Here is a 16,937-nt window from a genome sequence, read left to right as displayed (position 1 = left end):
ACTTATACTTACTGACGGCTGTTTATGTAATCAACTACATCAGCTACAGTTGAGATTTTTTCAGCTTCTTCATCAGAAATTTCAAGATCGAACTCATCTTCAAGTTCCATCACAAGCTCAACCACATCTAATGAATCTGCGCCTAAATCATCCTTGAAAGAAGCTTCTGGTTTAACCTCTGCTTCTTCAACACCAAGACGATCTACAACGATCTTAGTAACACGTGATAATGTATCTGCCATGTTCATTCACCTCCTCTCAAGAAAAAACGAAGTTACTTCTATCTCTAATTTCAAATTCTAATGGTTAATCTAAAAAATGAGTGGATGGAAGGCTAGGAAAAGTTTACCGATGATTAACCCCTTCTGTCAAGCCATCATTTCTTAATTTATGGCATGACCATCCCGCCATCTACATGAATGGTCTGTCCTGTCATATAATCAGCATCAGAACTAGCTAAAAAACGAATGACATTCGCAATGTTTTCTGGTTTCCCTAAACTAGCTAACGGAATTTGACCTAACAATTGCGCCTTCATGTCATCGCCAAGTTCATCTGTCATATCAGTTTCAATAAATCCAGGGGCAACTGCATTCACATGAATATTACGGTTAGCGAGCTCTCTTGCCATCGTTTTCGTAAGACCAATTACACCAGCTTTGGCTGCGACATAATTAGCTTGTCCCGCATTGCCTAAGACACCAACTACAGAAGCAACATTAATAATTCGGCCATAACGTTGCTTCATCATTTGACGTGTAACAGCTTTCCCGCAATTAAATACGCCCTTTAAGTTCGTATTAATAACGGCATCCCATTCATCTTCTTTCATTCTCATAATTAAATTATCTTTAGTAATTCCAGCATTATTGACCAAGATGTCAACACGCTCAAAAGTTCCAATAGTTTCTTTCACCATAGCTTGTACTTGTTCACTATCGGCAACATCCGCCCTAACAGCAATAGCATCTGCACCTAACGCTTTTATTTCAGCAACAACCTGTTCTGCCCGTTCTTGACTACCTGCGTAGTTCACGACAACATTGGCACCGTTACGAGCAAGCTCGATTGCGGTTGCTCTACCAATTCCACGTGAAGCTCCAGTAACAATTGCCACTTTACCTTGTAACATTATTCAGTCACTCCTTCTAACAACTCTTTTACTTTTAGAACACCTTCTCGGTTGCTTACGGCTAAAGCTGTAGCACGTCTATCAACTTTCCGAACGAGCCCTGTTAAAACATTTCCAGATCCAACCTCTATAAAAGTATCTACTCCGGCATCTAAAAGTGCTCGAATTGTATCCTCATAGGACTGGGGAAAACACTTGTTTAATTAGATTCGCTTGTATCTCTTCTGCATCTTGAACAACAGTCGCAGAGACATTAGCAACAACTGGTATTTTTGCATTAGTAATTGTTAGTTGACTAAGAACTTGTTCTAATTTTTCTGCCGCTGGTTTCATTAAGCTTGAATGGAAGGGTCCACTCACTTGTAATGGAATAACTCTTTTGGCACCAGCCTCTTTTGCTTTTACCCCTGCTAATTCAACTCCTTTTGCTGAACCTGAGATGACAATTTGCCCTGGGCAATTTAGATTAGCTAACTCGGCTGTTTCATTTTCCTGACTAGCAAAAGAGCAAGCTTTCTCTAAAACATCTCTTTCTAACCCTAAAACAGCTGACATTGCCCCTTCTCCAAACGGAACCGCCTCTTCCATAAATAACCCACGGTTTCTAACAGCGACAACCGCGTCCTCAAATGACATTGCTCCAGCAGCAACTAGTGCAGTGTATTCTCCTAGACTGTGACCAGCAACATAATCCGGTTGAATACCTTCTTCGTTAAAGAGTTGCAATACAGCTGTACTCATCGTCACTAATGCTGGTTGAGTATTTTCCGTTCTTTTTAACGTATCTTCCGGACCTTGTAGCATGACTTCTGACAAAGAAAATTGTAAAGTCTGATCTGCACGTTCGAAAATAGCCCTAGCTATTTGCTCTTGTTCTACTAACTCTTTTCCCATTCCAACAACTTGTGATCCTTGTCCTGGGAATAAAAAAGCAACTTTCCCCACAAACATTCCTCCTAGCTTTTTTCTTCTGTTTTGGCCACTTCATTCTTAATAATGGTTACTACTTGTTGTTCAACCATATCTCTGCTTTGACGAATAGCATGAAACATAGCTGTTGCATCCGAAGAACCGTGTGCTTTAATAACTGGTGCTTTTAACCCAAATAAACCAGCACCACCATATTGAGAGTAGCTCATCTGTTCCTTGATTCCTTTAAAGCTTGATTTTAGGACACCTGCAGCTAGTTTGTTTACAAAAGAGCTTGTCAGTTCTTTCTTCAACAAAGAAAATAAAGTTCCTGCTGTTCCTTCAATCGTTTTTAAGACAAGATTCCCAGAAAAACCATCACAGACGACAACATCCGCTACACCAGACAATAAATCGCGTGCTTCTACATTTCCGATGAAGTGAATATCACTTGCCTCTAGTAATGGAAAAGCTGCCTTAGTCAGATCGTTTCCTTTTCCATTCTCTGTTCCAACATTAAGAAGGGCCACACGAGGTTTTCTAACTTTTTTGACCATTTCCATATAAGTATTTCCAATAATAGCATATTGCTGAATGTGCTCAGGCTTTGCGTCCATATTAGCTCCTACATCTAATAATAAAAAGCCTCTTCCATCAAGGGTAGGGAGCATTGGAGATAGCGCAGGACGATCAATCCCTTTAATGCGGCCTATATGTAATAAGCCCGCTGTCATTAACGCACCTGTGTTCCCTGCTGATATACAAGCATCCGCTCTTCCTTCTTTTACTTCACGAGCAGCAAGAACCATTGACGAATTTTTCTTTCTACGAACAGCTGTTGTCGGTTGATCTGTATCTTCAATCTTTTCAGTTGTATGTAAAATGGTAATTTGTTTATCGTTAGTTAAATGTTTTTTAATGTCTTCTTCATTGCCAACTAGCGTTATGTACATTTCAGGAAAAGTTTGTATCGCTTGCTGAGCAGCTTCTACCTGGGCTCTTGGAGCATGATCTCCCCCCATAGCATCTATTGCAATGTTCATTCGAACTCTCTCCTTTTTCTCTCTCTTTCATTTGATCGGAACATAATAAATTCACCCGAAAAGACTAACTCTTGATCAACATAACTATTTACATGAACAGTTGTTCTTTCTTTTTCAATGCCTTGAACATTTGCCTTAGCTATCACTCGTTCACCTGCTTGCACTTGTCTTGTAAAACGAATGGTCGCCTTCGCCGTTAAAGCTAATTCGTCATTAATGATCGCAACCGCTAGTGAGTTCGCTTGCGCAAATAAATGATGTCCCCTTGCAATCCCACTTCTTGAGAAGACATGCTCATATCCAACATCTAAAATTGAAATTGCCCTCTCATCAAGCTGTAGATCAACAATCTCACCAATTACTTCTTCTGGTGATAGTGCCTTTACATCATCTAGCTGTTGTTTCGCTACACCTTTAATTCGTTCTCTTAATTCTGGAATAGCTAACTCTAAGCGATCGAGACGAATTGTTTGAATGCTGACAGAAAACTGTTCGGCTAAAGCCTCATCCGTCATAAATGGATTTAACTCTAATGTTTCTTTAAGGAGGGCCTGCCGTTCTTGTTTTTTTCGTTTCATTACATTCCACCGTCCGCTTTTCCTCTTCATCAGATTATGACTAGGTACTAAGAGTAGTATATAATTGCTTCACTCTTATTTCAATAGCTAATCGATCTTTTGCCCATTTAAAACTCCTTGATATTCAATGTATTTCCGTAATCCTTCGTACTCTTCCTTTGTCCAAAAGTCACTTGATTGAATTAAGGCAACGGCGTCCTGTCTAGCCACTTCAAGGGCCCGGTAATCATGAACCACATCTGCAATTTTAAAATCAGGTAATCCACTTTGTTTTGAACCAAAAAAGTCACCAGGTCCCCTTAATTCTAAATCTCTTTCCGAAAGGACAAAACCATCGTTTGTTTCTGTCATGATTCTCATTCTTTCTTTTCCTACTTCAGATTTAGGATCTGCTAGTAGAATACAATACGACTGTGCCTGTCCTCTTCCTACCCTGCCCCTGAGCTGATGCAGTTGAGCTAATCCAAATCGTTCTGCATCATAAATGACCATAACGGTTGCATTAGGAACATTCACACCTACCTCAACAACAGTTGTTGAAACGAGGATTTGTGTTTCATTTTTACTAAAAGCATCCATAACTTGCTCTTTCTCAGAAGGATGCAGACGCCCATGCATCAAACCAACACCCCACTGATCTTTATAATGTTGCTTTAGAATCATATGTACATCAATAGCATTTTGCACATCCAGTTTTTCTGATTCTTCTATTAATGGGCAAATGACATACGCTTGGCGACCTTGTTGTAATTCCTTTTCTATAAAATCAAGAACTCGCTCTAACATATCTGGCTTTGCCCAATACGTTTCAATAGTTTTTCTTCCAGCAGGCATTTCATCAATAATAGACACATCCATATCACCAAAAACAGAAATAGCTAATGTTCTCGGAATAGGAGTTGCAGTCATAAAAAGGACATCGGGGTTTTCGCCTTTATCACGGAGGACGCGTCGTTGCTCTACACCAAAACGATGTTGTTCATCCGTTATGACTAAGCCTAGATTTTTAAACAGTACATCATCTTGAATTAAAGCATGCGTACCTACTAATAACTGTAACTCACCATTTTCTAGTGCTTTTAATTTTTCAGCACGTTTTTTGCCTTTCACAGATCCTGATAACAATTCTACAGTCACACCTAATGGTTCCAAGATACCTTTTAAAGAATGCACATGTTGTTCAGCTAAGATTTCTGTTGGAACCATTAATGCCGCTTGGTATCCAGCTTTAATAACCGCATACATACAAATAGCCGCAACAATTGTTTTGCCTGAACCTACATCACCCTGAAGTAATCGGTTCATCCGATAAGGAGATTTAATATCTTGTATAACTTCATTGACAACCCGTTGCTGTGCGTTAGTTAAAGGAAAAGGTAGTTGTTTAATAAAATCCTGAATCTCTTTTTCTGGGATATCAAGAGCTCTACCGTTAGATTTGTCTCTATTTGCTTTTCTAAAATGCCTGCATCTTTAGTTGAAAAAGCAAGAATTCTTCGTAAACCATTCTTCTTCTGGCATGCTTCATTGATTCAGGATTCGGCGGGAAATGCAATCTAGAAAGTGCCTCTCTTTTTGAAGGTAACTTATAAGATTCCCGCAACTGTTCAGGAATTAAATCAGGAATTTGCGTGCTAAATTGATTCATAGCCTGATAAATAAATTTTCGGATTGCTTTAGTTGTGAGTTTGCCACTAACAGAGTAAATTGGCGCTATTGTTTGTTCTCTTTCTTCTCTTCCTTGCTTACATTCACTCCCAGTAATCGTCATCCGGTGTTGATCCCATTTTCCCGTAATCGTTAATTCGGCTCCAAGCTTAATTTGACTTTTTAAAAAGGCACGGTTAAAAAAAGTTACTGTCACCAAAATTTGATTTACAAGCAATCTAAAAGAAAGTCTATTTTTCTTTTTACCAAAATATCGAATGCTAACCTCACTTTGAACAATGCCAACAACGGTAACTCTTTCTTCATGCTTCACTTCATGTAAATCTTTTAACTGATAATCCTCATAACGATAAGGAAAATGTTCAAGTAAATCGCCAACCGTATATATTCGTAGCCCCTGCAACAATTTAGCGGTTTCTTCCCCAACACCTGTTACCTCTGTTACTGCTTGATCCATTACACTCATTTCTTATCTAGCGACAAACCAAAGATCTTTGCTTCTAGTTCTCGGCCTGTTGGCGTCGCCGCTAACCCTCCTTGAGCTGTTTCGCGCAATGCTTCTGGCATTGTTTGACCTATCTTATACATGGCATCAATAACTTCATCACACGGAATTCGACTCGTAATACCAGCTAGTGCCATATCAGCAGCAACAATTGCAATGGAAGCCCCAATGGCGTTGCGCTTCACACAAGGAACTTCCACAAGTCCTGCAACAGGGTCACAAACAAGACCTAGCATATTCTTAAGTGCGATTGCCATGGCCTCTGCAGACTGACTCGGAGTTCCACCCGCTAGTTCTACTAAGGCAGCAGCTGCCATTCCAGTTGCAGAACCAACTTCAGCCTGACAACCACCTGCTGCACCAGATATCGAAGCATTATTAGCGACTACAAACCCAAAAGCACCCGCTGCAAATAAATATTGAACCATTTGTTCTTCAGATGGATTTAACTTCTGTTCCAATCCAAATAAAACTCCTGGCACAACACCTGCTGACCCCGCAGTTGGAGTAGCACAGATGGTACCCATAGCCGCATTTACCTCATTAGTAGCAACAGCTTTACTTACTGCATCCAATACGGTCTCGCTTGATAGAAACTGACCTTTTTTTATATATTCTTGCAATAAAACAGCGTCCCCACCTGTTAAGCCAGAAACTGAGCGCACCTTTTCTTTTATCCCGCGTTCCACCGCTTCTTTCATCACATGTAGATTTCTTTGCATTTGTCCTGTGATCTCTTCTTTAGAACGTCCAGTCACTTCAATTTCTTGCTCAATCATCACTTCAGAGATCTTTTTTCCTTCTGATTCTGCTAACTCAACTAGTTCTGCTACATTTTTAAACAAGATTTTCCCTCCTCTTAATCATGAATTTTAGTTACTTTAACAATATTCTCTAGATTTTCTAATTCGATCAGCAATGGAGTTTCAACATTTTGATCTACTTCAATAACCATTAAGGCTTCTTTTCCTTTTTCTTTTCTAGAAACCTCCATGTGGCCAATGTTAATTTCATATTTTGCAAGGACATTAGACACACCCGCAATCACACCATAACGATCATTATGAACAACTAAAATTGCTGGATGGTTACCGGACAAACGAAGTTGAAAGCCATTCAATTCAATGATCTCTATCTTCCCACCGCCAATTGAAATGCCAACAAGCTCTAGTCGCTCAGTTCCTTTTTCTAGGACTACTTTAGCCGTATTAGGATGGTCCGTAACAGCTTCTTCTTCATGGAAGGCAATTTTTATTTTAGCTTGCTCTGCCAACTCAATGGATTCTGTAATTCGTTTATCAGATGTATCAAAATCTAATATACCGCCTACAATTGCTACATCTGTCCCATGACCTTTATATGTTTTGGCGAAAGATCCATAAAAATAGATTTGGGCTGAATCAGGACTTTTCCCAAATAAAGTTCTTGCTACTCGACCAATTCTCGCAGCCCCAGCTGTATGAGAGCTAGATGGTCCTATCATAACAGGACCAATAATATCGAAAACCGTACGATACTTCATAATCTTATCCTCCGTTCAGGTTGTATGGAGGCCCCTGAAAAGGGTGGCTTTTCCCTTTTTTATTGCCTCGTTGTATGCGCTAAAAAAAGAGAGTGACCCAGTAGAACCAACCTCCACTAGTCATACAATATAAATAAGGAAAAGCAATGCTTTTACTTGTATACCGCATACTAGAAAGGTTTGACTCTTCACTGTAAGTCACCCTCACATATTCATTCTAAGCTTTTGTCATTGAGATCGCTACGGTACCAGGACCAACGTGAGCACCGATAACAGCACCAATTGAAGTAATGACATCACTTTCAACGTTAAATTCCGCTTTTATCCGGTCAATCATTTCAACTGCTAATGATTCATTTACTGCATGTGAGATTCCTACGTGTATAGGTTGTGAACCATACTGTTCTTTTAGCAACTCAACAATTCGGTTCAAAGCCTTTTTTTGCCCTCTAGCTTTTTCGAAGGGAATAACCTCTCCTTGCTCGGATAAAGACAAGATTGGTTTAATTTTCAACATAGACCCTAATACTGCAGAAGCCGTTCCAATACGCCCATTTTTTTGTAAATACTCAAGCGTATCAACCATAAAAAAGACGGTCGTTTCTTTAAGTAAATGTTCAAGTCTTGCCTTACATTCGACAAGCGATTTTCCCGCCTTAACCATTCTAGCCATTTCGACCACAATAATTCCAATTGCATAGGAAGCACGCTTAGAGTCAACAACATGTATTGAATCAATATCATCCATCGTTTGTTTAGCTATTGAAGCTGCTTGATACGTACCACTTAACTTTGACGATAAGTGTATCGATAAAATATGGGTGTCATCTTCTTCAAGTAGCGAACGATAGACTTCTTCAAATTGATAAGGCGTCGGCTGTGATGTTGAAGGTATAACGTTTTTCTCCTTAACTTTTTGGTAAAACTGATTTGAAGTCAACGTCACACCATCTTCATACATTTCATCATCAGAAAATATAACATTTAAAGGAACAACTGTTATTCCTAATTCTTCAATTAATTCAACAGGAATATCGGCTGTACTATCTGTTACAACTTTTATATTCGACAAATTTATCGCTCCTTTACCCGTTCGCCTTTACTCAACTGAGATAATATACGAGTAAAGTGGTTGATTTCCTAATTGGACATCCACTTCTACCTCAGGAAATTCTACTTCTAAAAAGGAAGCAAGTTGCTCTGTTTGCTCAGTTGTTGCATCCTCACCCTGAATTAGCGTCACAATCTCACTGTCTTCATCTAGCATTTGTTGAAGAAGATCTTTTGTTACTTCTAAAACATCCACACCTGAGCTAACAATTTTCTTTTCCGCTATCCCCATGAAGTCATTTTTCTTAATGTCAATACCATCAATATTTGTGTCACGAACAGCAAACGTAACTTGACCTGATTTCACTGTCGTTAATGCATCCTTCATCATACCTGCATTTACTTCAAGCCCTTGGGTTGGGTTAAAAGATAACAATGCAGCAAGTCCTTGAGGTACTGTTTTAGAAGGAACAACCATCGCTTTTTCACCGACCACTTGTGCAGCTTGTTCAGCGGCCATGATAATGTTGCCATTATTAGGTAGGATAATGACCTTTTCTGCATGAACTTCTTCAATTGCGTTAACAATATCCTCTGTGCTTGGGTTCATTGTTTGTCCACCCTCAATGACTACCCCAGCCCCTAATCCTTTAAACAACTTAGCAATTCCCTCTCCCATTGCGACCGTTACAATTCCGAATTCACTCTTTTCTTTGCTAGTTAAATCAGGTTTTGATTTTTGTCCGTAAGCTTCTTTCGTTTCATCAAGAAGGTGTGTATGTTGCTCTCGCATGTTCTCTATTTTAATATTAATTAATTCTCCATACCTTTGCGCCTTCGTAAGAACTTCTCCTGGTTGTTCAGCATGAATATGTACTTTTATAAGATCTTCATCTGAAACGACTAAGAGAGAATCACCTATTTCACTTAATTCTTGTCTGAATTTCTGTTCATCATAAGGATTAGTAATTAGCTTTTCTTCTTGGATTCGAACCATCACTTCCGTACAGAAGCCAAATTCGATATCTTCTGTAGCCATATGGCTTTGTGCATTATGGTGTTCAATCTTGACCAGATTGTCCATTGATACGTATTCTGAAGAAATAGCTTCAGGTAATGCTTCTCCTTTTAAAGCCGCCAAGAATCCTTCATAAATATAAACAAGTCCTTGGCCCCCAGAGTCCACTACTCCTACTTCTTTTAACACTGGTAATAAATCAGGGGTTCTTTTTAATGAAGCTTTCGCCTCTTTTAAAGTTTCTTCCATCACATAAATAACGTCATTATGTTTTTTTGAAACTTTTAATGAATGCTTTGCTGCGTCTTTGGCAACTGTTAGAATCGTTCCTTCAACAGGTTTCATTACTGCCTTATAAGCTGTTTCAACGCCACGCTCAAAAGCCTGAGCTAAATCAGCGGCTGTAATCTGACTTTTACCTTCGACCTGCTTTGAAAATCCTCTAAATAGCTGAGATAAAATAACACCCGAATTACCTCTTGCCCCCATCAATAAGCCTTTTGCAAAAGAGCCAGCGACCTTAGAAGCATCGTCTTGGATGTTTTGTTTAACTTCCTTTACGCCTGAAGTAATAGAGAGATTCATATTTGTTCCCGTATCACCATCTGGAACCGGAAAAACATTTAATGCGTCAACTACTTTTACATTCTTTGATAAATTCTCTGCTCCCTCAATAAACATGTAAGCGAGCTTCTTACCTTCAATATGGTTTGCCACAAACATTTTCCTCCTAAAACTAGCACTTACGGGTTCGTGACGCGGACACCTTGAACAAAAATGTTCACAGAATCAACATCAAGCCCTAACATTTGTTCTAGTTGATATTTCACTTTTGTTTGCACGTTGTAAGCCACCTCAGAAATTTTCGTGCCATAGCTAACAATGATGTACATATCAATATGAATTTGCTCTTCGTCTTCACGAATGACCACGCCACGTCGGAAATTTTCTTTTCCGAGCAGATCTGTAATTCCGTCTTTTAACTGCTTTTGAGATGCCATTCCGACAATTCCATAACAATCAATAGCTGCTCCACCAGCAATCGTAGCTACAACATCTTTTGAAACATCTACTGTACCTAACTGAGTTTTCATTTCAATTGACATTCCCATTCCTCCTCTGAAGACAAAACTTGATTCAATATCGTCATTTTACTATAATATCAATGAATTTAAAAGTGTATTCGTTTTTTCCACCTTTATTAAGCTCTGTCAAGCAACTTTACTTGATAAACTTTCGAGGAAGCTATTGCATTATATAAAGCGCTATGCTACTATATTCAAGTATGATTTAAGGTCTGTATTGGGAATAAGGAGGTGCATATCATGGCACGTAAATGTTATATTACTGGAAAAACAGCGCGTACTGGAAACAAGCGCTCTCACGCACTAAATAAAACGAAGCGCCGTTGGGGTGCTAACGTACAAAAGGTTCGTATTTTAGTAGACGGCAAGCCTAAACGTGTATACGTTTCAACTCGCGCACTTAAGTCTGGTAAAGTAGAACGCGTTTAAGTTTCTAATAACTTGCAAAAAAGCACCGTAATTCGGTGCTTTTTTGTTTACCCTTTTTTGAATGAGTTCAGTACTGCCTTGACAAACCCACCTAAGAATTTAGGTAGCTTGATCGTGTAGAATTTCATAGCTCCTCCTCCTCAACGTGAATAGCCCACGGGGATATTATTCAAGAAACTTAACTCACGACCATAGGACGTGAAGCGAAGTCGCCCCTATCCTTCAAGCCATTTGCTCAGACAAGAATTATGATAAGGATAAAATAATTGCTCTTAAACTAATATATGCAGATACGACAAACTATACCTATTTTTTTATTGTCATATCAATTTACCACTTTGAGCAACTTATCCTCGTCTCTCTATCATTATGCATATGCCCTATACCTCAATATATGTCTGATTACAAAGAATGTTCATTTGAATATAAAAAAAAGAGCTTGTCAAAAGAATTTCTTTTGTGACAAAGCCCATTATATTAAGGTTTTAACGTCATAAATAAAATAAATAAAGTTTCTTAACGATTTGTTTCTTTATTAAAGTCCCCTCTAATTTCGGCAATTGCTTTTGCTCGATCTATTTCATTGTAGATGGCTGATCCCGCAACAAGAACATTCGCTCCTGCTTCTACGCATTTTTTTGCGGTAGTGAAATTCACACCACCATCAACCTCAATATCAATCGTTAAGTTTCTACTTTTTGCAAGCTCTGAAACTTTCTTTATTTTGGTTAAAACTGATTCAATAAATCTCTGTCCTCCAAAACCGGGATTGACAGTCATTAATAAAACAAGATCGACATCTTCAATAATTGGTTCAATTACTTCTACAGGCGTCGCTGGATTTAAAACAATTCCTGCCCTCACCCCGTAATCTTTAATTAAATGAACCGTACGATGTAAATGAGTGCAAGCTTCCACGTGCACAGAAAGAATATCTGCACCGGCTTTCGCAAACTGCGGAATAAATTGATCTGGATTTTCAATCATCAGGTGAACATCTAATGGCAGATTTGTAATAGGACGAATCGCTTCGACAACTAGGGGACCAATTGTAATGTTTGGTACAAAATGACCATCCATAACATCAACATGGATGTAATCAGCTCCCCCAAGCTCTACTTCTTTAATATCTTCACCTAACTTGGAAAAATCAGCTGATAGGATAGAAGGGGCAATTTTGATCATCAATCATACCTCCTTTTTTGATTTTTGATTTCCTCTAAAAATTGGAGATAATGCTTCATTCTTGATTCACCTATCTCCTCTTTCTCTAGCGCTGCTTTTACCGCACATTTTGGTTCTGACGTATGAGTACATCCCCTAAACTTACAGTCAGCAGACAGTCTCTCCATTTCAGGAAAGCATCCTGAAAGATCCTCTGTTTCAAGATCTATAAAATCTAAAGAACTAAACCCTGGAGTGTCTGCGACAAGTCCATTTCCTATTCTTAAAAGCTCCACATGCCTTGTCGTATGTTTCCCTCTTCCTAAATGAGAAGAAATCTCATTAGTTTCAATGTTAAGCTCTGGTTTCAAACTATTTAGTAATGAAGATTTACCAACCCCAGACTGGCCAGCTACTACACTTACTTTCCCATCTAAATATGGAATAATTTGATCGATTCCATCTTTTTGCAAAGTTGAGGTTAATAATACCGTATAACCAATTTTTTCATATTGTTCTTTATATTTCAAAATATCGATTGGAATGGATGATCCAAGCAAGTCGACTTTACTAATGATGATAATTGCCTCTAAGCCGTTTGCTTCAATATGTACAAGAAAACGATCAAGAAGCAAAGGACTAAAGTCCGGTTCTAGAGCTGAGAAAACAAGTAGCGCTTGATCAACGTTGGCTATCGGTGGTCGAATTAGTTCGTTCTTACGTTCAAACACATCTAGAATGTAACCGTCCGTTCTATTTTCGGCTTCAAATTCCACTTCATCTCCAACAAGGGGTTTAATTTGTCTTTTTCTAAAGTTTCCTCTGCCACGACATTGAAAGATGCCATCTTCTGTTTGAACATAATAAAAACCACTTAGAGCTTTAACAATCATCCCTGTTGCCATTCGAAACCTCCTACTTGATTTAGAAACAACACAGACACTTTAAACAAAAGCATCCATGTTGTCGTTTTAATTGTATCTATACGTTTCCGAGCTTTTGATTAATTCACCATTTACAAACACATCAAAAGAACCACTTTGAGAAGGACTAACTTGTAGCTCGACTGGATACTCTGTTGTTTCAGTAATCGTCTCCTCTACAAATACCTGGTCCTGTCCACCCGTTGAAGCATCCCGGTACACAATCCGAATGCGGAATTCATTTCCTGCTTCTCTATCTTCATCTGAAACACCAATAGGTTGATTGACTTGAATAACACGAATCGGATCAGGCTCTGGCTCAGGCTGTGGTTCTGGCCCTTGTGATAGTACTAACCTGACCTCGTCTCCTTTATCCAACATTGTATATGGAGCTGGATTTTGACGGATAACTAGTCCTGCTGCTACTGAGTTAGAATACGCTGTTTCAAATTTAGGTATTAGTCCAACCTCATTTAAATAACTTCTGGCACTCGCTTCTTCATTATTAACAAGGTCTCTTAATCTAATTTGCTCGGCAATACTATAAGTTAAGTAAACCGTTGTCTCCTCGACAATAATGCTTGTTCCTGCTCTAGGATCTTGAAAAAGCACGATACCTGGAGATTGATTATCAGTTGGTCGTTCTGTAGTTTCAGCTTCAACACCTAATCTTTCTAGCATATTTAAAGCTTCTTCAATAGGCATACCTACATAATCATCCAGTTCTATTTCTTCCTTACCCAAGCTTACAAATAAGCGAACAGTAGCATTTTCTTTTACAGTTGAGTTAGGAGCAGGATTTTGTCTAATGACATAGTCTTTTGGCACAGTATCATCTTCATTCACATCTTCACGTTCAACAGTTAAGCCATTTTCTACTAAAGTAAGTTCTGCCTCCTCAAAAGGCATCCCCGTCACATCAGGAATAACTACTTCACCTACTCTAAATAAATTAGGCAATAAAACAAAAGCTGCTACGACCGAACCAATTAATACAAAAAGCAGAACAAGGACTATCGTTAGGCCTCTTCTTTTCTTTTTTTGTTTTTTAGCCGGCTTCGTTTTTTCTTGTAAGTCCTTTTCTTCAACTGGAGCTTGGGACACAGCGACATTCTTCACAGGGGGCATTTCCACCGTTTTGTCTAAATCGGTATGGTCTTGTTCATGTTCACGGATAATTGGGATGGCTTTTGTTGCTTCTTCATCCATCCCAAGCTGTAAAGGTGCTTCATTAATTCGATCTGGGTTTAAGGCAGTTACAATATCTTCTTCCATTTCCCTAACAGTTGCATATCTTTTTGTTGGGTCCTTTACTGTTGCTTTTCCAATAATATTTTCAATGCTTTGAGGCAAAGTAGGAATTTTGGCTCGAGCCGACGGAACATCATTTTGTAAATGTTTGATCGCAATAGAAACAGCTGTATCACCAGAAAAAGGAAGTACTCCTGTAACCATTTCATATAAAACAATTCCCAATGAATATATATCCGACTTATACGTAACATGCCCACCACGGGCTTGCTCAGGTGATAAGTAGTGTACCGAACCCATTACTGAGTTTGTATGGGTAATGGTAGCTGCTGAAATTGCACGTGCAATACCGAAATCTGTAACCTTGACAACACCTTCTCGACTAATTAGGATATTGTGAGGCTTGATATCTCTGTGAATGATATGGTTTGCATGCGAGTGTTCAAGTGCAGCAAGCATTTGTTCCATGTAATCCACACAATCTTCTACCGGTAACGGACCGTGAGATTGTATTAACTCTTTTAACGTTTGACCCTCAACATATTCCATGACTATGTAGTAGGTATTTCCTTCTTCTCCAACATCATAAATATTAACAATGTTTGGATGAGCTAAACTTGTTGCTGCTTGAGCCTCTCTTCTAAATCGCTTAATAAACTGAGGATCATCTGAAAACTGTGGTTGAAGTACTTTTACAGCTACATGTCGGTCGAGAATGACATCGAGCGCTTTGTATACATTAGCCATTCCACCGCCACCGATGGTTTCAAGAACTTGATAACGACCACTAATTCGTTCACCTATCATTACTCAAAACCCCTATATTGAACGATAGCTACCGTTATGTTGTCTTCTCCGCCGCGCTCATTTGCGAGATGAATCAACTCTTTTGCTTTTTCATGAATCGGTACTTGTTTTTCAAGGTGCCCTTTTAGATCATCTGATGATAATTTATTGGTTAATCCGTCAGAACACAATAATACCAGTTGATCTTCTTCTGTTTGTAAAGTCGTTACGTCAATTTTAATCTCAGTTTCCGTTCCTAGTGCTCTCAATAACACATTTCTTCGTGGGTGGTGTTCTGCTTCTTCTTCCGTAATTTGACCATTGCGAACTAATTCTTGCACGAGAGAATGATCATTTGTTTTTTGTTGGAAACCAAATTCGTTAAAAAGATAAGCTCGACTATCCCCAATATGAGCAATACTAATAAACTCCTTCGTGCAAAGAGCTACAACTAACGTAGTCCCCATCCCGTAACATTCCTCATGATTTTTTGCATGAGTATAAAGTTTTTTGTTCAACAATTCAAACTGCTCTACTAACCACTTTTCTGCTTCTTTAACTGAAATGATTTCTTGCTCTTTTGCCCATAAATCCCGCAAATAATCAGTTGCCATCGCACTAGCTACATCACCAGCCCGATGTCCACCCATACCATCAGCCACAACAGCTAGAATGCCAAATTTATTCTCAAATACCCCACCACTGTCTTCATTATGAGCTCTGACTTTTCCTACATCTGTTTGAAATGTAAACTCCATCTCTTAAAAATCACCTCGTTTCTTCTTTTCGCTCCTTCGCACGAAGCTGACCACATGCAGCATCAATATCGTGACCTTGTTCACGACGGATCGTCACATTAATTTTACGATTTTTTAGAACCTTTTCAAATGCAAAAATTTGATTTTTAGGTGTTCTCACATAATCTCTCTCAAGTACATAGTTAACGGGTATTAAATTCACATGGCATTTAATATCTTTAATTAAATCAGCTAATTGCTCCGCATGTTCTTCTTGATCATTCACTCCGCCAAATAAACCGTACTCAAAGGTTACTCTGCGACCAGTTGTTTCAATATAATACTTAATTGATTCCATCAGTTTAGGAAGTGGCCATGCACGGTTAACAGGCATTAGTTTGCTTCTGATTTCCGTTGTCGGAGCATGTAGTGAAATAGCAAAATTAATTTGCATTTTTTCGTCCGCAAATTTATATATTTTAGGGACTACACCACTTGTAGAAACGGTAATATGTCGAGCACCAATGTTTAAGCCCTTTTCATGATTAATTGTTTTTAGAAATGGTACTAGTTCATCATAGTTATCAAAAGCTCGCCAATCCCCATTACTACAACAGAACTTACTCGTTCTTCTACTTCATCCATCGCCCGTTGAGACTCTAATACTTGAGCAACAATTTCACCAGATTCTAAGTTGCGTTTTAAGCCCCCTAGTGTTGAGGCACAAAACGTACAGCCTAGGCGGCACCCTACTTGAGTAGTTACACAAACACTATTTCCATATTCATGACGCATCACAACTGTTTCAATCGAATACCCATCATGTAATTCAAATAAAAATTTCACAGTGCCATCAGAAGAAACTTGTCTCGTCACTATTTTTAAGGTTGTCAATACAAACGATGTTTCAAGCTTTTCTCTTAATTCCTTCGAGAGATTTGTCATCTCCTCGAAACTTGATACGCGTTTTTGATACAGCCATTCAAAGATTTGAGTTGCACGAAATTTAGGTTCATTTTGTTCCTGTAACCAATCTTGCATTTCTGTGAATTGAATGGAATAAATTGAACGCTTTTGATCTGTATTTGGCTTTTCACTAGTTGTTTTTAATTGTTCCATGTTGTCACCTTCCGTTCA

15 protein-coding genes and 3 pseudogenes are annotated in these 16,937 nt (G+C 38.7%); 1 reads left to right on the top strand and 17 read right to left on the bottom strand.

The features are described from left to right. Positions 1 to 8: 8 nt before the first annotated feature. The 11 genes and pseudogenes from acpP to JCM9157_RS04330 form a co-directional block, all read right to left on the bottom strand. Positions 9 to 242 (bottom strand): acyl carrier protein, encoded by a 234-nt coding sequence (gene acpP / locus JCM9157_RS04380; RefSeq protein WP_034740877.1) that lies wholly within the window; start codon positions 240 to 242, stop codon positions 9 to 11. 146 nt (positions 243 to 388) lie between these two features. Further along, complete coding sequence (gene fabG / locus JCM9157_RS04375; protein ID WP_035662577.1) at positions 389 to 1,132, bottom strand: 3-oxoacyl-[acyl-carrier-protein] reductase; 744 nt, start codon at positions 1,130 to 1,132, stop codon at positions 389 to 391. Then, a pseudogene (fabD, locus tag JCM9157_RS04370) lies at positions 1,132 to 2,077 on the bottom strand (ACP S-malonyltransferase). The gene fabG and the pseudogene fabD overlap by 1 nt, the downstream one beginning before the upstream one ends. An 11-nt stretch (positions 2,078 to 2,088) precedes the next feature. Then, the gene (plsX, locus tag JCM9157_RS04365; RefSeq protein ID WP_035662576.1) at positions 2,089 to 3,084 is read right to left on the bottom strand and encodes a phosphate acyltransferase PlsX; all 996 of its coding nucleotides are present in this window, start codon (positions 3,082 to 3,084) and stop codon (positions 2,089 to 2,091) included. Then, positions 3,081 to 3,662: a transcription factor FapR gene (gene fapR, locus JCM9157_RS04360; RefSeq protein ID WP_035662573.1), complete on the bottom strand. Its 582-nt coding sequence runs from the start codon at positions 3,660 to 3,662 to the stop codon at positions 3,081 to 3,083. Before fapR ends, plsX begins: the two co-directional genes overlap by 4 nt. Before the next feature lie 87 nt (positions 3,663 to 3,749). Then, positions 3,750 to 5,796, bottom strand: a pseudogene (gene recG, locus JCM9157_RS04355) (ATP-dependent DNA helicase RecG). Continuing rightward, complete coding sequence (gene sdaAA / locus JCM9157_RS04350) at positions 5,793 to 6,680, bottom strand: L-serine ammonia-lyase, iron-sulfur-dependent, subunit alpha (protein WP_035662570.1); 888 nt, start codon at positions 6,678 to 6,680, stop codon at positions 5,793 to 5,795. Before sdaAA ends, recG begins: the two are co-directional and overlap by 4 nt. A gap of 14 nt (positions 6,681 to 6,694) precedes the next feature. Continuing rightward, positions 6,695 to 7,357: an L-serine ammonia-lyase, iron-sulfur-dependent subunit beta gene (sdaAB, locus tag JCM9157_RS04345; protein ID WP_035662568.1), complete on the bottom strand. Its 663-nt coding sequence runs from the start codon at positions 7,355 to 7,357 to the stop codon at positions 6,695 to 6,697. 217 nt (positions 7,358 to 7,574) lie between these two features. Continuing rightward, positions 7,575 to 8,429 (bottom strand): DegV family protein, encoded by an 855-nt coding sequence (locus JCM9157_RS04340; RefSeq protein WP_035662565.1) that lies wholly within the window; start codon positions 8,427 to 8,429, stop codon positions 7,575 to 7,577. Positions 8,430 to 8,456: 27 nt separating this feature from the next. After that, positions 8,457 to 10,148 carry a DAK2 domain-containing protein gene (locus tag JCM9157_RS04335; RefSeq protein ID WP_035662563.1) on the bottom strand — a complete coding sequence of 564 codons (1,692 nt, stop codon included), beginning with the start codon at positions 10,146 to 10,148 and terminating at the stop codon, positions 8,457 to 8,459. Positions 10,149 to 10,168: 20 nt separating this feature from the next. Next, complete coding sequence (locus JCM9157_RS04330; RefSeq protein WP_035662561.1) at positions 10,169 to 10,531, bottom strand: Asp23/Gls24 family envelope stress response protein; 363 nt, start codon at positions 10,529 to 10,531, stop codon at positions 10,169 to 10,171. A 219-nt stretch (positions 10,532 to 10,750) separates the two neighbouring features. Here JCM9157_RS04330 and rpmB point away from each other — a divergent pair, with 219 nt between their 5' ends. Continuing rightward, positions 10,751 to 10,939 carry a 50S ribosomal protein L28 gene (rpmB, locus tag JCM9157_RS04325; protein ID WP_035662559.1) on the top strand — a complete coding sequence of 63 codons (189 nt, stop codon included), beginning with the start codon at positions 10,751 to 10,753 and terminating at the stop codon, positions 10,937 to 10,939. Between the two features lie 47 nt (positions 10,940 to 10,986). On the opposite strand, the gene spoVM is transcribed toward rpmB, so the two are convergent. From spoVM to rlmN, 6 genes and pseudogenes are all read right to left on the bottom strand, one after another. Continuing rightward, positions 10,987 to 11,067, bottom strand: a complete 81-nt coding sequence (gene spoVM, locus JCM9157_RS04320) for a stage V sporulation protein SpoVM (protein ID WP_035662556.1) — start codon at positions 11,065 to 11,067, stop codon at positions 10,987 to 10,989. Positions 11,068 to 11,455: 388 nt separating this feature from the next. Further along, positions 11,456 to 12,124 (bottom strand): ribulose-phosphate 3-epimerase, encoded by a 669-nt coding sequence (rpe, locus tag JCM9157_RS04315; RefSeq protein WP_035662554.1) that lies wholly within the window; start codon positions 12,122 to 12,124, stop codon positions 11,456 to 11,458. Further along, positions 12,124 to 13,008 (bottom strand): ribosome small subunit-dependent GTPase A, encoded by an 885-nt coding sequence (rsgA, locus tag JCM9157_RS04310; RefSeq protein ID WP_035662551.1) that lies wholly within the window; start codon positions 13,006 to 13,008, stop codon positions 12,124 to 12,126. Before rsgA ends, rpe begins: the two co-directional genes overlap by 1 nt. 66 nt (positions 13,009 to 13,074) lie before the next feature. Then, positions 13,075 to 15,084 carry a Stk1 family PASTA domain-containing Ser/Thr kinase gene (gene pknB, locus JCM9157_RS04305; RefSeq protein WP_035662549.1) on the bottom strand — a complete coding sequence of 670 codons (2,010 nt, stop codon included), beginning with the start codon at positions 15,082 to 15,084 and terminating at the stop codon, positions 13,075 to 13,077. After that, entirely contained in the window at positions 15,084 to 15,821 is a 738-nt protein-coding gene (locus JCM9157_RS04300; RefSeq protein WP_035662546.1) for a Stp1/IreP family PP2C-type Ser/Thr phosphatase, read from the bottom strand. The genes pknB and JCM9157_RS04300 overlap by 1 nt, the downstream gene beginning before the upstream one ends. 10 nt (positions 15,822 to 15,831) lie before the next feature. After that, positions 15,832 to 16,919, bottom strand: a pseudogene (rlmN, locus tag JCM9157_RS04295) (dual-specificity RNA methyltransferase RlmN). Positions 16,920 to 16,937: the final 18 nt, after the last annotated feature.

It is taken from the genome of Halalkalibacter akibai JCM 9157 (assembly GCF_000513135.1).
GTDB lineage: Bacteria > Bacillota > Bacilli > Bacillales > Bacillaceae_D > Halalkalibacter > Halalkalibacter akibai.
Note: the sequence above shows the minus strand (reverse complement) of the source record. Positions and strands in the feature narration are given on the sequence as shown.